We start from the raw sequence: 16,793 nt of genomic DNA on the forward strand, positions 1-16,793 counted from the left end.
CCAGCAGCGGGCAGCTGCTCCGCTCTCGGCCACGCGCCCTGGCCTCAACCAGTCTATCGGCCTCAGCGCAGGCTTCTGAAGGGCCCGACTGAAGCCACAGGCTCACAGCTGCCAGCATAGCAACCTTGGGTCATGTAATGCGCGGCAGGCTCAGGGTCACCCGCAGGCCGCCCTCGCGCAGGTTGCGCAGGCTCAGTTCACCGCCGTGGCTGTGGGCGATGTTGCGCGCGATACCCAGGCCCAGGCCGTAACCCTGCTGCTGTCCGGCCAGGCGAAAATGCGGTTCGAACACCTGCTCCAGGCGCTGCTCGGGCACGCCAGGCCCCTCGTCATCGACGTGCAGGACGAAGGCCTGGCCATCGTCCTCGATATGCAGGTGGGCGTTCTGTCCGTACTTCAGCGCGTTGTCCACCAGGTTGCCGATGCAGCGTTTGAGTGCCAGGGGTTTGCCGGGATAGGCTGTGCCCGCCTGGCCATCCAGGGTTACCCGACCATTACCGGCCGGCGCCAGGTAGGGTTCGATCACGCAGTTGAGCAACTGATTGAGGTCGACCGGTTCGATATTTTCGTGAATGTCGGTGTCCTTGACGCACTGCAGGGCGCCCTTGACCAGCATCTCCAGCTCGTCGAGGTCGCGGCCGAACTTGGCCTGCACGGCTTCGTCGTCGAGCAACTCGACGCGCAGGCGCAGGCGGGTGATGGGCGTGCGCAAGTCATGGGAGATGGCGCTGAACAACTGACTGCGTTCGCGCAGGTAACGACCGATGCGTTCGCGCATGGCGTTGAACGCGCGACTGACCTCGACCACCTCGCTGCCGCCCGCCTCGGGCAGCGGCTCGACCTCGCTACCCAGGGACATTTCCCGCGCCGCCAGCGCCAGGCGCTTGAGCGGCCGGCTCTGCCAGTGCACCAGAATACCGATGAACAGCAGCAGAAAACTGCTGGTGAGGATGATGAACCACAGCTGCTGGGCCGGCAGTCCCTGCTGCTCCAGGCTGACATAGGGCTCGGGCATCAAGGAGGCGAGGTACAGCCACTCGTCCGGTGCGATCTGGATCTGGGTGACCAGCACCGGCGGATTGAGCGGCTCCAGACTCAGGGCGTAATGCGCCCAGGAACGTGGCAGCTCGTCCAGCTTCAGCGCGTTGTTGAAGATGCGCAGGTCATCCGGGCTGACGAACTGCGCCGACACATCCAGGTCCTTGCCCAGACGCTCGCGCAGGGTGGCATCGACCGCATCGAGCACCGCGCGCTTGCGCGGGGTTTCCGGCAGCACCTGCATATCCAGCGGCTTGTCGTTGAGCGAGACGAAGAAGCGCGTGCCACCCATATTGCGCAGTTGATCGAGCACCATGGGCCGGTAGCCCAGCGGCAGCGAGCGGAAGTAGCCGACGCTGGCGGCCATCGACTGCGCCAGGCTGCGCGCACTGGTGAGCAGACCCTCCATCTGGCTGGCGCGCAACTGCGAGACCCAGATCACGCTGGACAGCGCCTGGGCCAGCAACACCACCAACAGGGTCAACAGCAGCATGCGCCCGAGCAGCGAACGCGGGGCCGGCAGCAGTTTGCGCAGGCTAAACATGGTTATGCGGCGTGACCGTCGCCGCCAACTGGTAACCGCTGCCGCGCACGGTGCGGATCAGCCGCGCCGGCTTTTCCGTGTCGCGCAAACGCTGGCGCAGGCGGCTGACCGCCATGTCGACGATGCGCTCCAGCGGCATCACCTCGCGGCCGCGGGTGGCGTTGCCGATGGTGTCGCGGTCGAGGATCTGCTGCGGGTGATCGAGAAACAGCTTGAGCAGGGCGAAGTCGGCGCCGGAGAGGATCACCTCCTCGCCATCGCGGTGAAACAGGCGGTGACTGACCATGTCCAGGCGCCAGTCGTCGAAGGCCAGCACCTCGCTGCCGCGCTCCTGGGTGAAGTGCACGCGGCGCAACAGGGCCTTGATCCGCGCCAGCAGCTCGCGCGGGCTGAACGGCTTGCCCAGGTAATCGTCGGCGCCCAGCTCCAGACCGATGACCCGATCGGTCTCATCCGAGCTGGCAGTGAGCATGATGATCGGCACCTGGGCAAAATGCTGATGCTCGCGCACCCAGCGACAGAGGCTGAAGCCATCCTCGTCGGGCAGCATCACATCGAGAATCACCAGATCCGCGGACTCGGCACACAGGGCCTGGCGAAAGCCGGCACCATCGCCGACGGTGCGCACCTGAAAGCCGGCACGGCTCAGGTAGGCGTGCAGCAGTTCGCGAATTTCCTGGTCGTCGTCGACCAGCAGAATCGATTTTCCGGGCTGGCTCATGGTCCGCCGTCCTTATTCTTGTTGGGGTAACGCGCTTGAGACCCTCAGGGTGCGCCGCGCGCGCCAGCAGGGCGCACCCTACACAGAAGCCTGCTGCAAGGCCACGCCCGCGCCCATCAACCCCGGGTATTCGGCCGTCACCAGCCATACCGGGATACCGTCGAAGTAGTCGCTCATGCGACCCTTGTCGCGCAGGCAGCGGGCGAAGCCGCTGGCCAGGAAAAACTCGGCGAAGCGCGGCACCACGCCGCCGACAATATACACCCCGCCGCGCGCGCCCAGGCTCAATACGTTGTTGCCGGCGGCGCGCCCCAGCGAGCAGCAGAACTGCTCCAGCACCGCTACCGCCACAGCATCGCCGGCCAGCGCCGCGGCCGTGACCTCGGCCGGCGAATTCAAGCGCACTTCATGCCCATCCAGCGCGCAGAGGGTGCGATACAGCAGCAACAAGCCGCTGCCGCTGAGCACGTCCTCGGCGCGCACATGGCCGAGCTGGCGATACAGTTGCTGCCACAGCTCGGCCTCGCGCGGAGTGCCGATCGGCAGGTCGACATGCCCGCCCTCGCCGGGCAAGGCCCGCCAGCTGCCGTCAGCCAGGGCCAGCAGCGTACCGACGCCCAGACCAGTGCCCGGACCGATCACCACTACCGGGCGATCCGACTCTGCCACGCCGGGACAGACCTGCAGCCGCTCGTCATCGCGCAAGCGGGTCATGCCCAGGGCCATGGCGGAAAAATCGTTGACCAGCAGCAACTCGCGCACCTGCAGCTCGCGGCAGAAGGCCGAGCGACTGATGCGCCACTGGTTGTTGGTGAAGCGGAACAGGTCGCCGTTGACCGGGCCGGCACAGGCCAGGCACACCGAATCGACCGCGCCAAGCGCCAGGCCGAGTTCGCCCAGGTAGGCGCGGATCGCCTGTTCCGGGCCCGGATAGTCGGCCGTGGCCAGCACCCGCACCGATTCCAGCTGTTCGTCGCGCCACAGGGCAAAGCGCGCGTTGGTGCCGCCAATATCACCGACCAGGGCCAGTTTCACTTCAGCGACTCCAGGCTAGTGGTGAAGGCGCAGGCGCCCTGCTCTGCCGAGCTGAAGGACTGACGCATGAAGGCGAACAGCTCGCGGCCGCAGCCCACGGCATTGTCCAGGGTGCCGACCGCCGGCTCGCGCGCCGCCAGTTCGGCGCCATCGACCAGCAGCTGCAATTCGCCGGTGTGACCGTCGAGCCGAATCAGGTCACCGTCGCGCACCAGCGCCAGCGGCCCGCCACCGTAAGCCTCGGGACAGACATGGATGGCCGCCGGGATCTTGCCCGAGGCGCCGGACATGCGCCCGTCGGTGACCAGCGCCACCTTGAAGCCGCGATCCTGCAGCACGCCGAGGAACGGAGTCATCTTGTGCAGTTCCGGCATGCCGTTGCTGCGCGGACCCTGAAAGCGCATCACCGCAACGAAGTCACGCTCCAGCTCGCCGGCCTTGAAGGCATCGGCCAACTCCTGCTGATCCTCGAACACCAACGCCGGGGCCTCGACCAACTGGTGCTCCAGGGCCACGGCGGAGACCTTCATCACCCCGCGACCGAGGTTGCCCTGCATCAGGCGCAGGCCGCCTTCCGCGGAGAAGGGATTGGCCACCGGGCGCAGCACGTTTTCATCGTGGCTCTTGCCCGGGCCGTCGCGCCAGACCAGCTGGCCGTTGTCGAGGAAGGGCTCGCGGGTATAACGACTGAGGCCGTGACCGGCCACGGTGTTGACGTTCTCATGCAGCAGCCCGGCATCCAGCAGCTCGCGAATCAGGAAGGCCATGCCGCCGGCGGCCTGGAAATGGTTGATATCGTCCTTGCCGTTGGGATAGACGTGGGCCAGGGTCGGCGTCACCGCCGAGAGGTCGGCCATGTCCTGCCAGGTCAGTTGAATCCCCGCGGCCTGGGCGATGGCCGGCATATGCAGGGTGTGGTTGGTCGAACCGCCGGTGGCACTCAGGGCGACGATGGAATTGACCAGGCAGCGCTCGTCGACGATCTCGCCGAGCGGCATGAATTGCCCGCTCTGCTTGGTCAGGCGAGTCACCTGCTGCGCCGCCTCGCGGGTCAGGGCATCGCGCAGCGGCGTGTTGGGATTGATAAAGGAGGCGCCCGGCAGATGCAGGCCCATCACTTCCATGAGCAATTGATTGGTGTTGGCGGTGCCATAGAAGGTGCAGGTGCCGGGGCTGTGGTAGGCGGCCATCTCGGCGGCCAGCAGCTCGTCGCGCGTCGCCTTGCCCTCGGCATAGCGCTGGCGCACGTCGGCCTTATCCTTGTTCGACAGCCCGGACGGCATGGGACCGGCCGGCACGAACAGGCTCGGCAGATGACCGAAACGCAGCGCGCCCATCATCAGGCCGGGGACGATCTTGTCGCAGATGCCCAGGTACAGCGCGGCGTCGAACATGTTGTGCGACAGCGCCACGGCGGTTGCCATGGCGATCACCTCGCGGCTGGCGATGCCCAGCTCCATGCCCGGCTCGCCCTGGGTCACGCCGTCGCACATGGCCGGCACGCCGCCGGCGAACTGGCCGACCGAACCGACTTCGCGCAGGGCCTGCTTGATCCGCTCGGGATAGCTTTCATAGGGCTGGTGGGCCGAGAGCATGTCGTTATAAGCAGAAATAATCGCCACGTTGGCCGCATTCATCAGGCGCAGGGTCTGCTTGTCTTCGCTGCCGCAGCCGGCCACGCCGTGGGCGAAATTGGCGCATTGCAGCTTGCCGCGCTGCGGGCCTTCGCTGGCCGCCGCGCGAATCATCGCCAAATAGGGCTCGCGCGTGGCGCGGCTGCGGGCGATCAGGCGGTCGGTTACCTCAAGTACGCGGGGATGCATGTGGTTGACTCCAGGCTGATGGATAGGGATATTTTGTACTTACTACAAAAATACTGCCACTTAAAAACACTTGATTTCTACAATTAGCGGCATAATCTTGTAATTCCAACAACAAAACCAGGTCGAGACCCTTCCCATGACTATACGCATCGCAATCAACGGTTTTGGCCGCATCGGCCGCAACGTGCTCCGCGCCCTCTACAGTCAAGACTACCGCCAACAGTTGCAGGTGGTCGCCATCAACGACCTCGGCGACAGCGCGATGAATGCCCACCTGCTCAAGTACGACAGCGTGCACGGGATCTTCGCCGGCAGCGTCGACTGCGATGGCGAAAGTCTCACCGTCAATGATGATCGTATCGCCGTCAGCGCCATTCGCAACCCGGCCGATCTGCCGTGGCAGGCGCTCAAGGTCGACGTGGTCTTCGAGTGCACCGGGCTGTTCACCGAGCGCGACAAGGCCGCCGCCCACCTCGCCGCCGGCGCACGCAAGGTGATCATCTCGGCACCGGCCAAGGGCGCCGACGCCACCATCGTCTATGGCGTCAATCACGACATTCTGCGCCAGTCCATGCAGATAATTTCCAACGCCTCCTGCACCACCAACTGCCTGGCCCCGGTGGCCCAGGTGCTGCAGCGCGAGCTGGGCATCGAGCACGGCCTGATGACCACCATCCACGCCTACACCAACGACCAGAACCTATCCGACGTCTACCACAGCGATCCCTACCGCGCCCGCTCGGCCACCCAGTCGATGATCCCGACCAAGACCGGCGCCGCCGAAGCGGTCGGCCTGGTGTTGCCGGAACTGGCCGGCAAGCTGACCGGCATGGCCGTGCGCGTACCGGTGATCAACGTCTCGCTGGTCGACCTGACCCTGCAGGTCAAGCGCGAAACCAGCAGCGAGGAAATCAACCAGCTGCTGTTGAGCGCCAGTCGCACTTCGCCGGTACTGGGCTACAACAGCCTGCCGCTGGTCTCCTGCGACTTCAACCACAACCCGCTGTCGTCGATCTTCGACGCCAACCACACCAAGGTCAGCGGCAAACTGGTGAAAGTCATGGCCTGGTACGACAACGAGTGGGGCTTCTCCAACCGCATGCTCGACACCTGCCTGGCCCTGCATAACGCGGCTTGAAGGCGATTGTGGGCGGCGCGTCTGACTGTGCAGAAGCCAGGGGGGGACGCCTAGTCCTCGCTGCGGTTCGGCGTTCCGACGACTCTTTTGATCTACAAAGATCGCCAGCAAGCTGGCTCCTGCCAAGCGCATCATTGCTGCAATTGCGAAACCCGGATGCGATCCGCGACAGCATTTCCCCGGATTGCATCCGGGCTACCAGGCATGCCGAGCCCGACCGATTACCCGTTCACCTAGCGAGACCAGGAAACCACCATGCCGCGTATCAGCTTTACCACCGCCACCCTGCCCGAACGCAAGCGCATTGCCCTGGTCGCCCACGACCACTGCAAGGAGTTCCTCCTCGACTGGAGCGAACGCCAGCGCGACAAGCTGGCGCGCCATCATCTGCTGGCCACCGGCACCACCGGCCTGCTGCTCGGCCGGCGCCTCGACCTGCCGATCGAATGCATGATCAGCGGCCCGCTCGGCGGCGATCAGCAGCTGGGCGCGCGCATCGCCGAGCAGCGGGTGGATATGCTGGTGTTCTTCTGGGACCCCTTCGAACAGCAGCCCCACGACCCGGACATCAAGGCGCTGCTGCGGGTCGCCGCGGTGTGGAACATCCCGGTGGCCTGCAACGAAAGCAGCGCCGACTACATGCTCGGCAGCGCGCTGCTGGATCAGGCTCACGACTACCGCATCCCCGACTACAGCGCCTACCTCGCCGCCCGCAGCTAACCGGCCCACAGCGTCGAGTCAGCGGCACCCCCAACACCGCATACCCCACAAGCCGCCCCACCAGCCCGCGCGCCGGCACAGCCGCGTTTTTTGTTCGAGCGTGCCTGTAACAAAAGCAGACCCGCGCCGTCTCTAGAAGTAGGAACGGCAACCGTGGCCAAGGCGAGACGCACGACGCACGATGCAGTAGACCGTTCTACGCTAAACCCTAGCGCACCAATCAATCGCTGAATCGGAGCCACCCAGATGAACACCACCGCCTCCCATACCGTTGTTTCGGCCGCCACGCTCGCCCTTGCCCTGGGCGCTGCCCTGGCGATTTCCAGCGCGCCACTCGTCGCTCAGGCAGCGGACAGCGAGAAATGCTTCGGCGTCGCCATGCAGGGCAAGAACGATTGCGCCGCCGGCCCCGGCACCACCTGCGCCGGCACCGCCAAGACCGACTACCAGGGCAACGCCTGGAAGCTGGTGCCCAAGGGCACCTGCGAACAGACCGCCTCACCGACCTCGCCGACCGGCTTCGGCCAGCTCGAGGCTTACGAGGAAGTGAAGCAGTCCTGAGCGAACGGCGCCGGAGCCCGGATGATGAGTGATCATGCAGCCCGCGACCTCGGCCCCCGCGCCCCCGCGGCCGGTGCCCGGCTTCCCAGCCGGGCCGGCATCGGCCTGAAGCCGCAACACTACCAGCAGGTCCTCGACGGCGAGCCCGCGGTCGGCTTCTTCGAGGTGCATGCGGAAAACTACCTGATGGCCGGCGGCCCCAGCCATCACTACCTCGGGCTGATCCGCGAGCGCTATCCGCTGTCTACCCACGGGGTCGGCCTGTCGATAGGCGCGCAGGAACCCCTCGACCGCGATCACCTCGAGCGCATCGCCACACTGCTGCAGCGCTACCAGCCCGAATCCTTCTCCGAACACCTGGCCTGGTCGAGCCATGGCGAGTTGTTTCTCAACGACCTGCTGCCGCTGGCCTATGACACCGCCACCCTCGAGCGCGTCTGCGAGCACATCGACTTGGTGCAGAGCCGCCTGCAGCGCCAGCTGCTGCTGGAAAACCCGGCCAGCTACCTGCAGTTCGCCGGCTCGACCATGGACGAGGCCGCCTTTATCGGCGAGGTGGTGCGTCGCACCGGTTGCGGCCTGTTGCTGGACGTCAACAACGCCTATGTCTCCAGCATCAACCACCACTGGGATGCGCGCACCTACCTGCAGGCCCTGCCCCTGCAAGCCGTCGGCGAGATCCACCTCGCCGGCTTCGCCGAACAGCACGATGCGGCGGGTGACCGACTGCTGATCGACAACCACGGAGCGCCGGTGGACAACGCCGTGTGGCAGCTCTACGCCGAGCTGCTGCATGCGCTCGGCCCGACCCCGACCCTGCTCGAGCGGGACAACGACATTCCCGCCCTGGCGGTGCTGGTGGACGAAGCGCAGCAGGCACAGGCCCTGCTCGACGGCGTCACGACCCGGCAGCAGGCCCGCACATGAACAGCCAAGGCGAATTCGTCGCCGCCCTGCTCGACCCCGAGCGGGACTGCCCGGCACAGCTGACCAGCTGGAACGGCTCGGACCCGAGCGCGCGCTTCAGCGTCTATCGCAACAACGTCATGAGCTCGCTGATCGACGCCCTGGCCGACAGTTTCCCGGTGGTGCAGCAACTGGTGGGTGAGGAGTTCTTTCGCGCCATGGCCGCCGTCTTCGTCCGCCACTCGCCGCCGCGCACCCGGGTGCTGGGCGAGTACGGTGCCGGCCTGGGCGACTTCATCGAGGGCTTCGGCCCCGCCGCCAGCCTGCCCTACCTGGCCGACGTGGCACGCCTGGAGTGGCTGCGCATTCGCGCCTACCAGGCCGCCGACGCGCGCCCCCTGGATAGCGACACCCTGGCCGCCGCACTGGCGACGCCGGATCGCCTCAGCCTGTTGCAGCTGCAACTGCAACCGGCCCTCGGCCTGCTCGACTCCAGATTCGCCGTGGTCTCGCTGTGGGCCGCCCACCAGGGCGCGTTGCAGATCGCCCAGGTCGACCCCTACCAGGCGCAGAGCGCCCTGGTCCTGCGCAATGGCCTGCACGTCGAGGTGATCGGCATCGCCCGCAGCGACAGCCTGTTCATTCACGGCCTGGACCAAGGCCTGGCGCTGGCGCAAGCCGCGCAACAGGCCCATGAACTCGACCAGCAATTCGACCTCGGCCGCTGCCTGGCCCACCTGCTGCGGGCCGCAGCAATCACCCATTGTGCGTACGCATCAACCGAAGGCCACTGCCATGACCCACGATAGCCCCCTGTCCCACGCCAGCCTGCCGGCGCGCCTGATCGCCCAGGCCGTCGACCTGTGCAAGCTGATCCCCTACAGCCTGATCGCCTTCATCGGCCGCTTCGCGATTGCCGCGACCTTCTGGAAATCGGGACAGACCAAGGTCGAAGGCCTGGCCATCGACATCGTCTCCGGCACCTTCGAGCTGGGCATGCCGAGGCTATCGGCCTCCGCCGTGCCGCTGTTCGAGTACGAGTACCAGCTGCCGCTGCTGCCGCCGGAACTGGCCGCGCAACTGGCCGCCTTCAGCGAGCACTTCTTCCCGCTGCTGATCCTGCTCGGCCTGGCCACGCGCTTCTCCGCCCTGGCCCTGCTCGGCATGACCCTGGTCATTCAGTTGCTGGTCTATCCCGGCGCCTACCCGACCCACGGGGTCTGGGCCGCCGTGTTGCTGCTGCTCGTGGCCAAGGGGCCGGGGATACTGGCCATCGACCAGCTGATTGCCCGGCGTTACGGCTACGCCGGCCGCTCTTCCAGGTAGTAGAGGAAACAGGTGATGGGCGAAGCCAGCCATGACTGAGCGCGCGCTCTTGTAACAGTAGGGCACGCGCCATGCCAGCGCTCAGAGGTTGTGAAAATATCGAGCGCCGTAGCGAGAGCGTCTCCAGGCGTTCGCGGCAAGGCGCGCTGCGTGAAAAGTAGGGGAGTTTAGTGAGCTAAATGACCCTGCTTTTCACGTAGCGCAACGTCAGCAGCGGGCGCCTGGAGGCGGTCGCAGTAGGCGAGAGTTTTTTCACAACCTCTCAGCCCTTCGATTCCTCGTCGACCACGCAGCACTGGCGGCTGTCCAGCGCCTCCAGCAAGCGACAATGTTCGGCCTCGGCGCTGGTACAGCCGGCGAGCTTGCTCAGTTCCACTTTCATCTTCTGCAAATCGCGAATCCGTGCATCGATGGTTAGCAGGTGCTCCTGCACCAATTGGTCGGCTTCCGCACAGGGACTGTGGGGCTGGCCGGCCAAGCCGAGCAAGGTGCGGATCTCTTCCAGACTGAAGCCCAGCTCGCGACCGCGACGGATAAAGCGCACCCGGCGTATGTCGGCCTCTTCGTAATGGCGGTAGCCCGAGGCACTGCGCTTGGGCGGCGGCAGCAGTTCGCTGCGCTCGTAGAAGCGAATGGTCTCCAGGTTGACCCCGCTCTCGCGGCTCAACCCACTGATGGTCAGCGGCTTATCCATCGCTTGACTCCGTAGTCACTACAGGGTTTAGCGTACCGCCCATACCTTTTCAGGAGAAGCCTCCATGGGCGCCAATTGCTGCAATGCCGCATCGAGCTGTGCAACCACCCGTCTAAGCAAGCGCTACCGCAAGATTCTCTGGGCCGCGCTGGTAGTCAACCTGGGCATGTTCGGCGTGGAGATCATCGCCGGCATACGCGCCGATTCGGTATCGCTGCTGGCGGACTCGCTGGACTTTCTCGGCGATGCCGCCAACTACGGCATCAGCCTGGCGGTGCTGGGCATGAGCCTGACCCTGCGCGCCAGGGCCTCGCTATTCAAAGCCCTGTCCATGTTGGTATTCGGCGTCGGCGTGCTGATCGCGGCGATCTGGCACCTGCTCAGCGGCCAGGTGCCCGACGCACCCACCATGGGCGTGGTCGGCACCCTGGCACTGCTGGCCAACGTCGGCGTGGCCGGCCTGCTCTACGCCTACCGCGAGGGTGACAGCAATATGCGCAGCGTCTGGCTGTGTTCGCGCAACGATGCCCTCGGCAATATCGCCGTGCTGTTCGCCGCCCTCGGCGTATTCGGTACCGGCAGCGCCTGGCCGGACCTGCTGGTGGCCAGCCTCATGGCCGGCCTGGCGGTCACTGCCTCCTATCAGGTGATGCGCCATGCGCGCCAGGAGCTGGCCGAAGAGGCCGAGGTCAAAGCTGTGGTCTAAGCGGTGCTCTAAGCGCTGCACCATGCTCCGAGCATCGAGAGTCGCTCGGCGAAAGCCAGGTGCCGGGCTGCCGGGCTGCCGGACCGCCGGACCGCCGGACCGCTACAAATCCATCTTGCCCCTGCCCGCCTTTATCACCCCGCGCTTGTCCTTGCCTCCCAATCGGCGCTTCTTCGAGCCCAGGGTCTGCTTGGTCGAGCGTCGGGATTTTTCGGTTTTGCCGGCGTTGCGGATCAACTCGGCCAGGCGCTCGAGGGCGTCGCGCGGTTCTGCTCCTGGGTGCGGTATTGCTGGCCTTGATGATCACCACGCCCCCCCCGGCAGTGATGCGGCTGTCGCGCAGCGCCAGCAAACGCTCCTTGTAGAACGGCGACAAGGAAAAGACCTGGCTGTCGAAGCGCAGGAGCACGGCGCAGGAGACCTCGTTGACGTTATGCCCGCCCACGCCTTGCGCACGGATGGCGGCCAACTCGATTCCGTAGCTGGGCAGATGGACGCCATCGGAAATAACCCGCATGCAACATGTCTCGGCCAGATTGAGCCGCAAAGATAACCGCAACCGCCACGTCTGTACGTGATTGCGCAACCCTGTACAGCCCAAGCTCCGAGCCAGAACCTTACTAACAATTGCCTGATAGCTAATTGAAATCACAAATAGCTATACAGTTAATTATTACTGTATAAGTATTGTCAAACATCAGCGCACTGCGATGAGTCATAGCCCGCTATGGCAAACAGCAATAACGCAATATCAGGGTTTTAGGCGCGGCGAAATCGACCAATCGAACTGCCAGAAAAAAGTCACCCGCGCCCTGCACCCTCCAACTACACCCACCTGCCACCGCCCGCCGGGGTAAGAAGGAGCGTTTCAATGCAAGCACAACTGAGCATCGCCCAGCGTCTGGGCCTGGGGTTCGGTCTGATTCTGTCGCTGATGATCCTGATCACCCTGATCGGCATGCAGCGAGTCGGCTTTATCGACAGCACACTGACCTCCATTAGCGAAGGAGCCACTGTGCGACAGCGCCAGGCCATCAACTTTCGCGGTAGCGTGCATGACCGCGCCATTTCAATTCGCGACGCGGTACTGGTGAACAACGACCAGGATCTGAACCGCCATCTTGACGAGATCGCCCGCCTGCATACCTTTTACCAACAATCCGCCCAACTGATGGATCGCCTGCTCGCTGAGGGAGACCCGACACCGACCGAAGAGAAACTGCTGAACGATGTCAAGGATATCGAGCGCAGCACCCTGGCCCTGACCGACAGGCTGATTGGTCAGCGTCAGGCTGGGGATATCCCAGGCGCTCAAGCCTTGTTGCTAAGTGACGTGTCACCGGCTTACAGCGAATGGCTCAAGCGCATCAACGCCCTTATCGACCATGAAGAACACGTCATCAGCCAGGATATCGGCGCGGTGCGCGAAGCCGCCGGCGGCTTTCGCCTGCTGATCCTGCTGGTTACCGCGGTGGCTATCGCCCTCAGCATCGGCGTGTCGCTAGTGATAATCCGCAAGCTGAAATCGACCTTGGGCGCCGAACCCTACGAGGTGGCCCAAGCCATCCAGCGCCTTGCCGATGGCGAGTTGAATCAGCGCATCGATACCCGCTACCCGCACAGCGTCATGGGCGCTTTGCACAACATGCTCGGACGCCTTACCGACACCATCGCCCAGGTACGCAGCGCGGCTGGCGAGCTGAGCCTATCGTCCGAGCAATTGCTAATCACCTCGGACCGCAACAACCAGCAAATTCGCCTGCAATCGAGCGAAGCCGAGCAGATGGCCACCGCGGTCAATGAGATGGCCGCCACCGTCAATGAAGTGGCCGGTTACGCCGCAAGCGCCGCCTCCGCCACCCGCACCGCCGACAGCGAAGTGGCGACCGGCAACCGCATGGTCAGCGAAACCGCCGAGGCCATCCAGAACCTGGCGAAGATTCTGGAAAGCGCCGCCGAAAGCGTGCAACAGGTTTCCAGCGACAGCGAAAACATCGAGAAAATCATAGAGGTAATAACCGCCATCGCCGAGCAGACCAACCTGCTGGCGCTCAATGCAGCCATCGAAGCGGCAAGGGCCGGCGAGCATGGTCGCGGATTCGCTGTGGTGGCCGACGAAGTGCGCTCCCTGGCCACCCGCACCCAGGACTCCACCCGGGAAATCCGCGGCATGATCGGCAAGCTCCAGGAAGGCGCCGGCCAAGCCGCCGAAGTGATGCACAGCAGCCGCCAGCTGGCCAAGCAGACAGTCGAGCAAACCCGCCTGGCGGAAAGTGCGCTGAACAAGATCCGCACTGAGGTGACCGCGATCAACGATATGAATGCGCAGATCGCCAGTGCCTCGGAAGAACAAAGTGCGGTGGCCGAAGAGGTCAACCAGAACATCAACCGCATCCACAATGCCACCCTGGAAACCTCGGCCGGCTCCACCCAGGTGACTTCTTCAAGCCGCGAACTGGCGACCCTGGCCAATCGTTTGAGCGACAAGGTCAGTTTCTTCAAGCTTTAGCGGACCGTCAAAAATCCACTTTACCCCTGCCCGCCTTGATCGCCCCGCGCTTGTTCTTGCCTTCCAACCGGCGCTTCTTCGAACCCAGGGTCGGCTTGGTCGGGCGCCGGGCTTTTTCGGTTTTGCCGGCGTTGCGGATCAACTCGGCCAGACGCTCGAGGGCATCGGCGCGGTTCTGTTCTTGGGTGCGGTATTGCTGAGCCTTGATGATCACCACACCATCAGCGGTGATGCGGCTGTCGCGTAGCGCCAGCAGGCGCTCCTTGTAGAACGCCGGCAGGGACGAGGCCTGGCTGTCGAAGCGCAGGTGCATGGCGCTGGAGACCTTGTTGACGTTCTGCCCACCGGCGCCTTGCGCACGGATGGCGGTCAACTCGATTTCAGAGTCGGGCAGGTGAACGCTGTTGGAAATAACCAGCATGGCAAAGGGCTTCGGCAGAAAGGACAGTCAGGATATACCCAAGTGCGCCTGCAGGAGATCGCAGCGGCCATGAAAATATCGAGCGTCGTAGCACGAAGGGCAGCTGCGTGCAGCGACCCCATAGGGCGGCCCGCGACGCCAGCCGCCGAGGAGCGCAGCGACAGCCCGCCAGCTTTTGTGCCGCGCCGATAAACCAATGGTGCACTGCCTGCTAGGATCGTGGCTCGCCCGAGGTAACGGGTCGGCACAGCGCGATCGGGGCTGTTGTAGGAGCTGGTTGAGCGCAACGATACCCATCACAGATCACCGGGCGGCAGATCCATGCGGAGCTGCATTGCTCAGCGGCACGCTAAAGGCTTCGGATGAACAGAAAGGATTAACAAATAACCCGAACGGGTTGGAGATGGAGGCGACCCCACCAGCCACACCCCGGCACACAATGTCACCGCTGCGGCTGCTCCCTTCCAGGCCTGACCGGGTTCACGGTTAATCGTTGCGGGGGGACCGGCAGGGCCACCATAACGCTACCCGCCTTGCGGCGAGCGGGGCCATTGTACCGGCTTGTCTTGAACTTACAACTGCTTCAGCACATGAATGGGTCGGGCCGCACAGGTCGGGCTGCGCAGGTCCGCGCAGGCTGACGTCCGGTTGCGATACCCATCGGCGATCGACGGATCACCAGCCAGCCCTGTGATCAGGCGATTGGGTAGAAAGCCCCCGGGTTCAGATGGAAGCGCCGAGCAAGTGCCTGAATATTGCTGCTGCTCAGGGTACGCTTGCCATTGAGCGTACGCGACACGACAGTTTTGTCGCCGATCTCGGGCAGGTCGGCCCCGGTAAGCCCGTTCTGCTTCATGAGGAATTTCAGCAATTGCACGCCGGTGATGGCTTCGACCTTTTCATTGAACTCGGCAAATTGCGGCGCGCTGTCCTCATAGCGTTTGATCGAGGCGCAGAGCATGTCCAGCAAGCGCTGGCAGGTCTGGCTGTCGTCTGCAGAATCGGTGAGTTCGTCGAGCAGGGCCAATGCTTTGTCGTACTCGACCTCGCTGCCGATCTCCTGGATGAGCGTACCGTCCACACGCTCCAGCGAGCGCTGGATTTCTTTCAACTGCTCAGCCAGTTGATGGATGGCACTCTGCTCGATGCGTACGGCTAATGCAGTACTCATGGCATGACTCCTGTGTTCTTCGGATTGCGATACCACTTGTTGGCCTTGTCGTACTCGCTGTGGTTGAAAATGTGTTTCAGGTAAACCCGCTGCTTGGCAAAGTCGATGGCCGCTATCATGCGGATCTCATTGCCACCTATGTCGATCACCCACCAGCCGCTGCGGCGGGTGAAATTGTCCAACGAAGACAGCGCCGCCTTTAATTCTAGGGATGACTGTGCCGTCGATTGGTCGAGCACCTTGTAGGTTTCCATGATGCTCGACGCCTTGAGCGGGTACAGCTGACAGGCATCCACGAAAGCCTTTTTCTTGAAAACGTGCATGAACATCCCTGTTGATGTTTTAGCAACCTTAATGGCAGAGTTGCTGTTTTGTCAACTTCGGCTAGCCACTGCAATACTCGCCCTGCCTGCAGTTATTGCAGCCTTGACCCTTGTGCGGGCTGACGCTCGGCTGCGATGGGTATCGCTACGCTCAACTCCATCCTACGATTTGGCCTGCGCCGGCTTTTGTGGATGGGTCGGGGCGATCCGTAGGGCCGCGTAGGATGAGCGCGGCGATACCCATCTGCGGCACGGAATTTCCACGCTGACGGCGAGTCACAATGGGGCTCGAGCAGCAAAAATCTGCGCTGAGACAATGTCTGCAGTACAAAATCGCAGTACTCTGCGCGAGGCATTTTCACCGCCACCCTCTCATTCCAAGGAGCTACACCAATGGCCATGACCAAAGACCAACTGATCAGCGATATCGCCGAAGCCATCGACACGCCGAAAGCCACCGTCCGCGCAGCGCTTGAACACCTCAGCGAAATCGTCAGCGAAGCCCTGGAAAACGGTAGCGAAATCACCCTGCCCGGTATCGGCAAGTTGAAGATCAGCGATCGCCCAGCCCGCACCGGACGCAACCCGCAAACAGGCATGGCAATCGAAATCGCAGCGAAGAAAGTAGTCAAGTACGTCCCGGCCAAAGCCCTGACCGACGCGATCAACTGATCGACGAACGACGCCCCGTAGGGCGGGTTAGGCGCATGCAAGGCTCAGCGGTTGTGAAAGTATCGAGCGCCGTAACCCGCCAGCACAGGTAGCGGCGCGGCACAAAAGCTGGCGGGCTGTCGCTTCGCTCCGAGGCCGCCCTACGAACGGGCTCCCGACCCATTACCTCGAGCAAGCCGCAATCCGTAGGGTGTCACTCGCCGCAGGCAGTGCACCGTGGGTTATCGGCGCGGCACAAAAGCTGGCGGGCTGTCGCTTCGCTCCGAACGGATCGCCGCCCGGGCCGCCCTACTTCTCTACTGCACCATCGCCTCTTGCGGCGGGAAGGCAGCTGTCGAGTTGGGGTTGCCGCCCATTTGGCGAATCCGCCGTAATTGCTGGACCCGGTTGAGGTTGTCCCAGGCCATGTCGTAATGCGCGGGGGATTGTTCGATCGCGCTGCGGAAGAACTGCTCGGCGACATCCAGCTTGCCTTCCACCAGGCA

16 protein-coding genes, 1 other RNA gene and 4 pseudogenes are annotated in these 16,793 nt (G+C 63.9%); 10 read left to right on the forward strand and 11 right to left on the reverse strand.

Features of this window, described 5'->3' with window-relative positions:
* Nucleotides 1-130 precede the first annotated feature (130 nt).
* The 4 genes from ABZE94_RS12820 to edd all read right to left on the reverse strand — a co-directional run bounded on the left by ABZE94_RS12820 (nt 131) and on the right by edd (nt 5,161).
* The gene (locus tag ABZE94_RS12820; RefSeq protein ID WP_372875900.1) at nt 131-1,582 is read right to left on the reverse strand and encodes an ATP-binding protein; all 1,452 of its coding nucleotides are present in this window, start codon (nt 1,580-1,582) and stop codon (nt 131-133) included.
* On the reverse strand, nt 1,575-2,303 hold the full coding sequence (locus ABZE94_RS12825; RefSeq protein WP_372875901.1) for a response regulator: 729 nt from the start codon (nt 2,301-2,303) through the stop codon (nt 1,575-1,577). The genes ABZE94_RS12820 and ABZE94_RS12825 overlap by 8 nt, the downstream gene beginning before the upstream one ends.
* Nucleotides 2,304-2,381: 78 nt before the next feature.
* Nucleotides 2,382-3,338: a glucokinase gene (locus tag ABZE94_RS12830; protein ID WP_372875902.1), complete on the reverse strand. Its 957-nt coding sequence runs from the start codon at nt 3,336-3,338 to the stop codon at nt 2,382-2,384.
* On the reverse strand, nt 3,335-5,161 hold the full coding sequence (gene edd / locus ABZE94_RS12835; RefSeq protein WP_372875903.1) for a phosphogluconate dehydratase: 1,827 nt from the start codon (nt 5,159-5,161) through the stop codon (nt 3,335-3,337). The genes ABZE94_RS12830 and edd overlap by 4 nt, the downstream gene beginning before the upstream one ends.
* Before the next feature lie 136 nt (nt 5,162-5,297).
* On the opposite strand from edd, the gene gap reads away from it, so the two are divergent.
* The 6 genes from gap to ABZE94_RS12865 all read left to right on the forward strand — a co-directional run bounded on the left by gap (nt 5,298) and on the right by ABZE94_RS12865 (nt 9,812).
* Entirely contained in the window at nt 5,298-6,299 is a 1,002-nt protein-coding gene (gene gap, locus ABZE94_RS12840) for a type I glyceraldehyde-3-phosphate dehydrogenase (RefSeq protein WP_372875904.1), read from the forward strand.
* Nucleotides 6,300-6,554: 255 nt separating this feature from the next.
* Nucleotides 6,555-7,019, forward strand: a complete 465-nt coding sequence (locus ABZE94_RS12845) for a methylglyoxal synthase (protein ID WP_372875905.1) — start codon at nt 6,555-6,557, stop codon at nt 7,017-7,019.
* A 246-nt stretch (nt 7,020-7,265) separates the two neighbouring features.
* On the forward strand, nt 7,266-7,580 hold the full coding sequence (locus ABZE94_RS12850) for a DUF2282 domain-containing protein (RefSeq protein ID WP_372875906.1): 315 nt from the start codon (nt 7,266-7,268) through the stop codon (nt 7,578-7,580).
* Nucleotides 7,581-7,601: 21 nt separating this feature from the next.
* Nucleotides 7,602-8,507: a DUF692 domain-containing protein gene (locus ABZE94_RS12855; RefSeq protein WP_372875907.1), complete on the forward strand. Its 906-nt coding sequence runs from the start codon at nt 7,602-7,604 to the stop codon at nt 8,505-8,507.
* Entirely contained in the window at nt 8,504-9,295 is a 792-nt protein-coding gene (locus ABZE94_RS12860; protein WP_372875908.1) for a putative DNA-binding domain-containing protein, read from the forward strand. Before ABZE94_RS12855 ends, ABZE94_RS12860 begins: the two co-directional genes overlap by 4 nt.
* Nucleotides 9,282-9,812 (forward strand): DoxX family protein, encoded by a 531-nt coding sequence (locus tag ABZE94_RS12865; RefSeq protein ID WP_372875909.1) that lies wholly within the window; start codon nt 9,282-9,284, stop codon nt 9,810-9,812. The genes ABZE94_RS12860 and ABZE94_RS12865 overlap by 14 nt, the downstream gene beginning before the upstream one ends.
* A gap of 262 nt (nt 9,813-10,074) precedes the next feature.
* Here the strand turns inward: ABZE94_RS12865 and ABZE94_RS12870 are convergent, their stop codons facing one another.
* Complete coding sequence (locus tag ABZE94_RS12870) at nt 10,075-10,506, reverse strand: MerR family DNA-binding protein (RefSeq protein ID WP_372875910.1); 432 nt, start codon at nt 10,504-10,506, stop codon at nt 10,075-10,077.
* A 64-nt stretch (nt 10,507-10,570) separates the two neighbouring features.
* Between ABZE94_RS12870 and ABZE94_RS12875 the strand changes: the two genes are divergently transcribed.
* Nucleotides 10,571-11,212: a cation transporter gene (locus tag ABZE94_RS12875; protein ID WP_372875911.1), complete on the forward strand. Its 642-nt coding sequence runs from the start codon at nt 10,571-10,573 to the stop codon at nt 11,210-11,212.
* Nucleotides 11,213-11,314: 102 nt separating this feature from the next.
* Here the strand turns inward: ABZE94_RS12875 and arfB (ABZE94_RS12880) are convergent.
* Nucleotides 11,315-11,729: pseudogene (arfB, locus tag ABZE94_RS12880) on the reverse strand (alternative ribosome rescue aminoacyl-tRNA hydrolase ArfB).
* Between the two features lie 354 nt (nt 11,730-12,083).
* On the opposite strand from arfB (ABZE94_RS12880), the pseudogene ABZE94_RS12885 reads away from it, so the two are divergent.
* Together ABZE94_RS12885 and ABZE94_RS12890 are read left to right on the forward strand one after the other, a co-directional pair.
* Nucleotides 12,084-12,596 (forward strand): annotated as a pseudogene (locus ABZE94_RS12885) (MCP four helix bundle domain-containing protein); the annotation flags it as partial.
* A 609-nt stretch (nt 12,597-13,205) separates the two neighbouring features.
* Nucleotides 13,206-13,721, forward strand: a pseudogene (locus ABZE94_RS12890) (methyl-accepting chemotaxis protein); the annotation flags it as partial.
* A 7-nt stretch (nt 13,722-13,728) separates the two neighbouring features.
* On the opposite strand, the gene arfB (ABZE94_RS12895) reads toward ABZE94_RS12890, so the two are convergent.
* The 4 genes from arfB (ABZE94_RS12895) to ABZE94_RS12910 all read right to left on the reverse strand — a co-directional run bounded on the left by arfB (ABZE94_RS12895) (nt 13,729) and on the right by ABZE94_RS12910 (nt 15,636).
* On the reverse strand, nt 13,729-14,142 hold the full coding sequence (gene arfB, locus ABZE94_RS12895; RefSeq protein WP_372875912.1) for an alternative ribosome rescue aminoacyl-tRNA hydrolase ArfB: 414 nt from the start codon (nt 14,140-14,142) through the stop codon (nt 13,729-13,731).
* A 413-nt stretch (nt 14,143-14,555) separates the two neighbouring features.
* An RNA gene (gene ffs, locus ABZE94_RS12900) (signal recognition particle sRNA small type) lies at nt 14,556-14,652 on the reverse strand.
* Between the two features lie 184 nt (nt 14,653-14,836).
* Nucleotides 14,837-15,313 (reverse strand): type II toxin-antitoxin system HigA family antitoxin, encoded by a 477-nt coding sequence (locus ABZE94_RS12905; RefSeq protein WP_372875913.1) that lies wholly within the window; start codon nt 15,311-15,313, stop codon nt 14,837-14,839.
* Complete coding sequence (locus ABZE94_RS12910) at nt 15,310-15,636, reverse strand: type II toxin-antitoxin system HigB family toxin (protein WP_372875914.1); 327 nt, start codon at nt 15,634-15,636, stop codon at nt 15,310-15,312. The genes ABZE94_RS12905 and ABZE94_RS12910 overlap by 4 nt, the downstream gene beginning before the upstream one ends.
* 393 nt (nt 15,637-16,029) lie before the next feature.
* Here ABZE94_RS12910 and ABZE94_RS12915 point away from each other — a divergent pair, with 393 nt between their 5' ends.
* On the forward strand, nt 16,030-16,308 hold the full coding sequence (locus tag ABZE94_RS12915; RefSeq protein ID WP_372875915.1) for an HU family DNA-binding protein: 279 nt from the start codon (nt 16,030-16,032) through the stop codon (nt 16,306-16,308).
* 296 nt (nt 16,309-16,604) lie between these two features.
* On the opposite strand, the pseudogene ABZE94_RS12920 reads toward ABZE94_RS12915, so the two are convergent.
* Nucleotides 16,605-16,793: pseudogene (locus ABZE94_RS12920) on the reverse strand (hypothetical protein); the annotation flags it as partial.

This window comes from Pseudomonas sp. (assembly GCF_041601375.1).
GTDB lineage: Bacteria > Pseudomonadota > Gammaproteobacteria > Pseudomonadales > Pseudomonadaceae > Aquipseudomonas.

What these genes read in the sequence shown, in the direction of transcription:
- ABZE94_RS12820 (WP_372875900.1), bottom strand. Translation starts at nt 1,582, where the DNA reads ATGTTTAGCCTGCGCAAACTGCTGCCGGCCCCGCGTTCGCTGCTCGGG.
- ABZE94_RS12825 (WP_372875901.1), bottom strand. Translation starts at nt 2,303, where the DNA reads ATGAGCCAGCCCGGAAAATCGATTCTGCTGGTCGACGACGACCAGGAA.
- edd (WP_372875903.1), bottom strand. Translation starts at nt 5,161, where the DNA reads ATGCATCCCCGCGTACTTGAGGTAACCGACCGCCTGATCGCCCGCAGC.
- gap (WP_372875904.1), top strand. Translation starts at nt 5,298, where the DNA reads ATGACTATACGCATCGCAATCAACGGTTTTGGCCGCATCGGCCGCAAC.
- ABZE94_RS12845 (WP_372875905.1), top strand. Translation starts at nt 6,555, where the DNA reads ATGCCGCGTATCAGCTTTACCACCGCCACCCTGCCCGAACGCAAGCGC.
- ABZE94_RS12850 (WP_372875906.1), top strand. Translation starts at nt 7,266, where the DNA reads ATGAACACCACCGCCTCCCATACCGTTGTTTCGGCCGCCACGCTCGCC.
- ABZE94_RS12855 (WP_372875907.1), top strand. Translation starts at nt 7,602, where the DNA reads ATGATGAGTGATCATGCAGCCCGCGACCTCGGCCCCCGCGCCCCCGCG.
- ABZE94_RS12860 (WP_372875908.1), top strand. Translation starts at nt 8,504, where the DNA reads ATGAACAGCCAAGGCGAATTCGTCGCCGCCCTGCTCGACCCCGAGCGG.
- ABZE94_RS12865 (WP_372875909.1), top strand. Translation starts at nt 9,282, where the DNA reads ATGACCCACGATAGCCCCCTGTCCCACGCCAGCCTGCCGGCGCGCCTG.
- ABZE94_RS12870 (WP_372875910.1), bottom strand. Translation starts at nt 10,506, where the DNA reads ATGGATAAGCCGCTGACCATCAGTGGGTTGAGCCGCGAGAGCGGGGTC.
- ABZE94_RS12875 (WP_372875911.1), top strand. Translation starts at nt 10,571, where the DNA reads ATGGGCGCCAATTGCTGCAATGCCGCATCGAGCTGTGCAACCACCCGT.
- arfB (WP_372875912.1), bottom strand. Translation starts at nt 14,142, where the DNA reads ATGCTGGTTATTTCCAACAGCGTTCACCTGCCCGACTCTGAAATCGAG.
- ABZE94_RS12905 (WP_372875913.1), bottom strand. Translation starts at nt 15,313, where the DNA reads ATGAGTACTGCATTAGCCGTACGCATCGAGCAGAGTGCCATCCATCAA.
- ABZE94_RS12910 (WP_372875914.1), bottom strand. Translation starts at nt 15,636, where the DNA reads ATGCACGTTTTCAAGAAAAAGGCTTTCGTGGATGCCTGTCAGCTGTAC.
- ABZE94_RS12915 (WP_372875915.1), top strand. Translation starts at nt 16,030, where the DNA reads ATGGCCATGACCAAAGACCAACTGATCAGCGATATCGCCGAAGCCATC.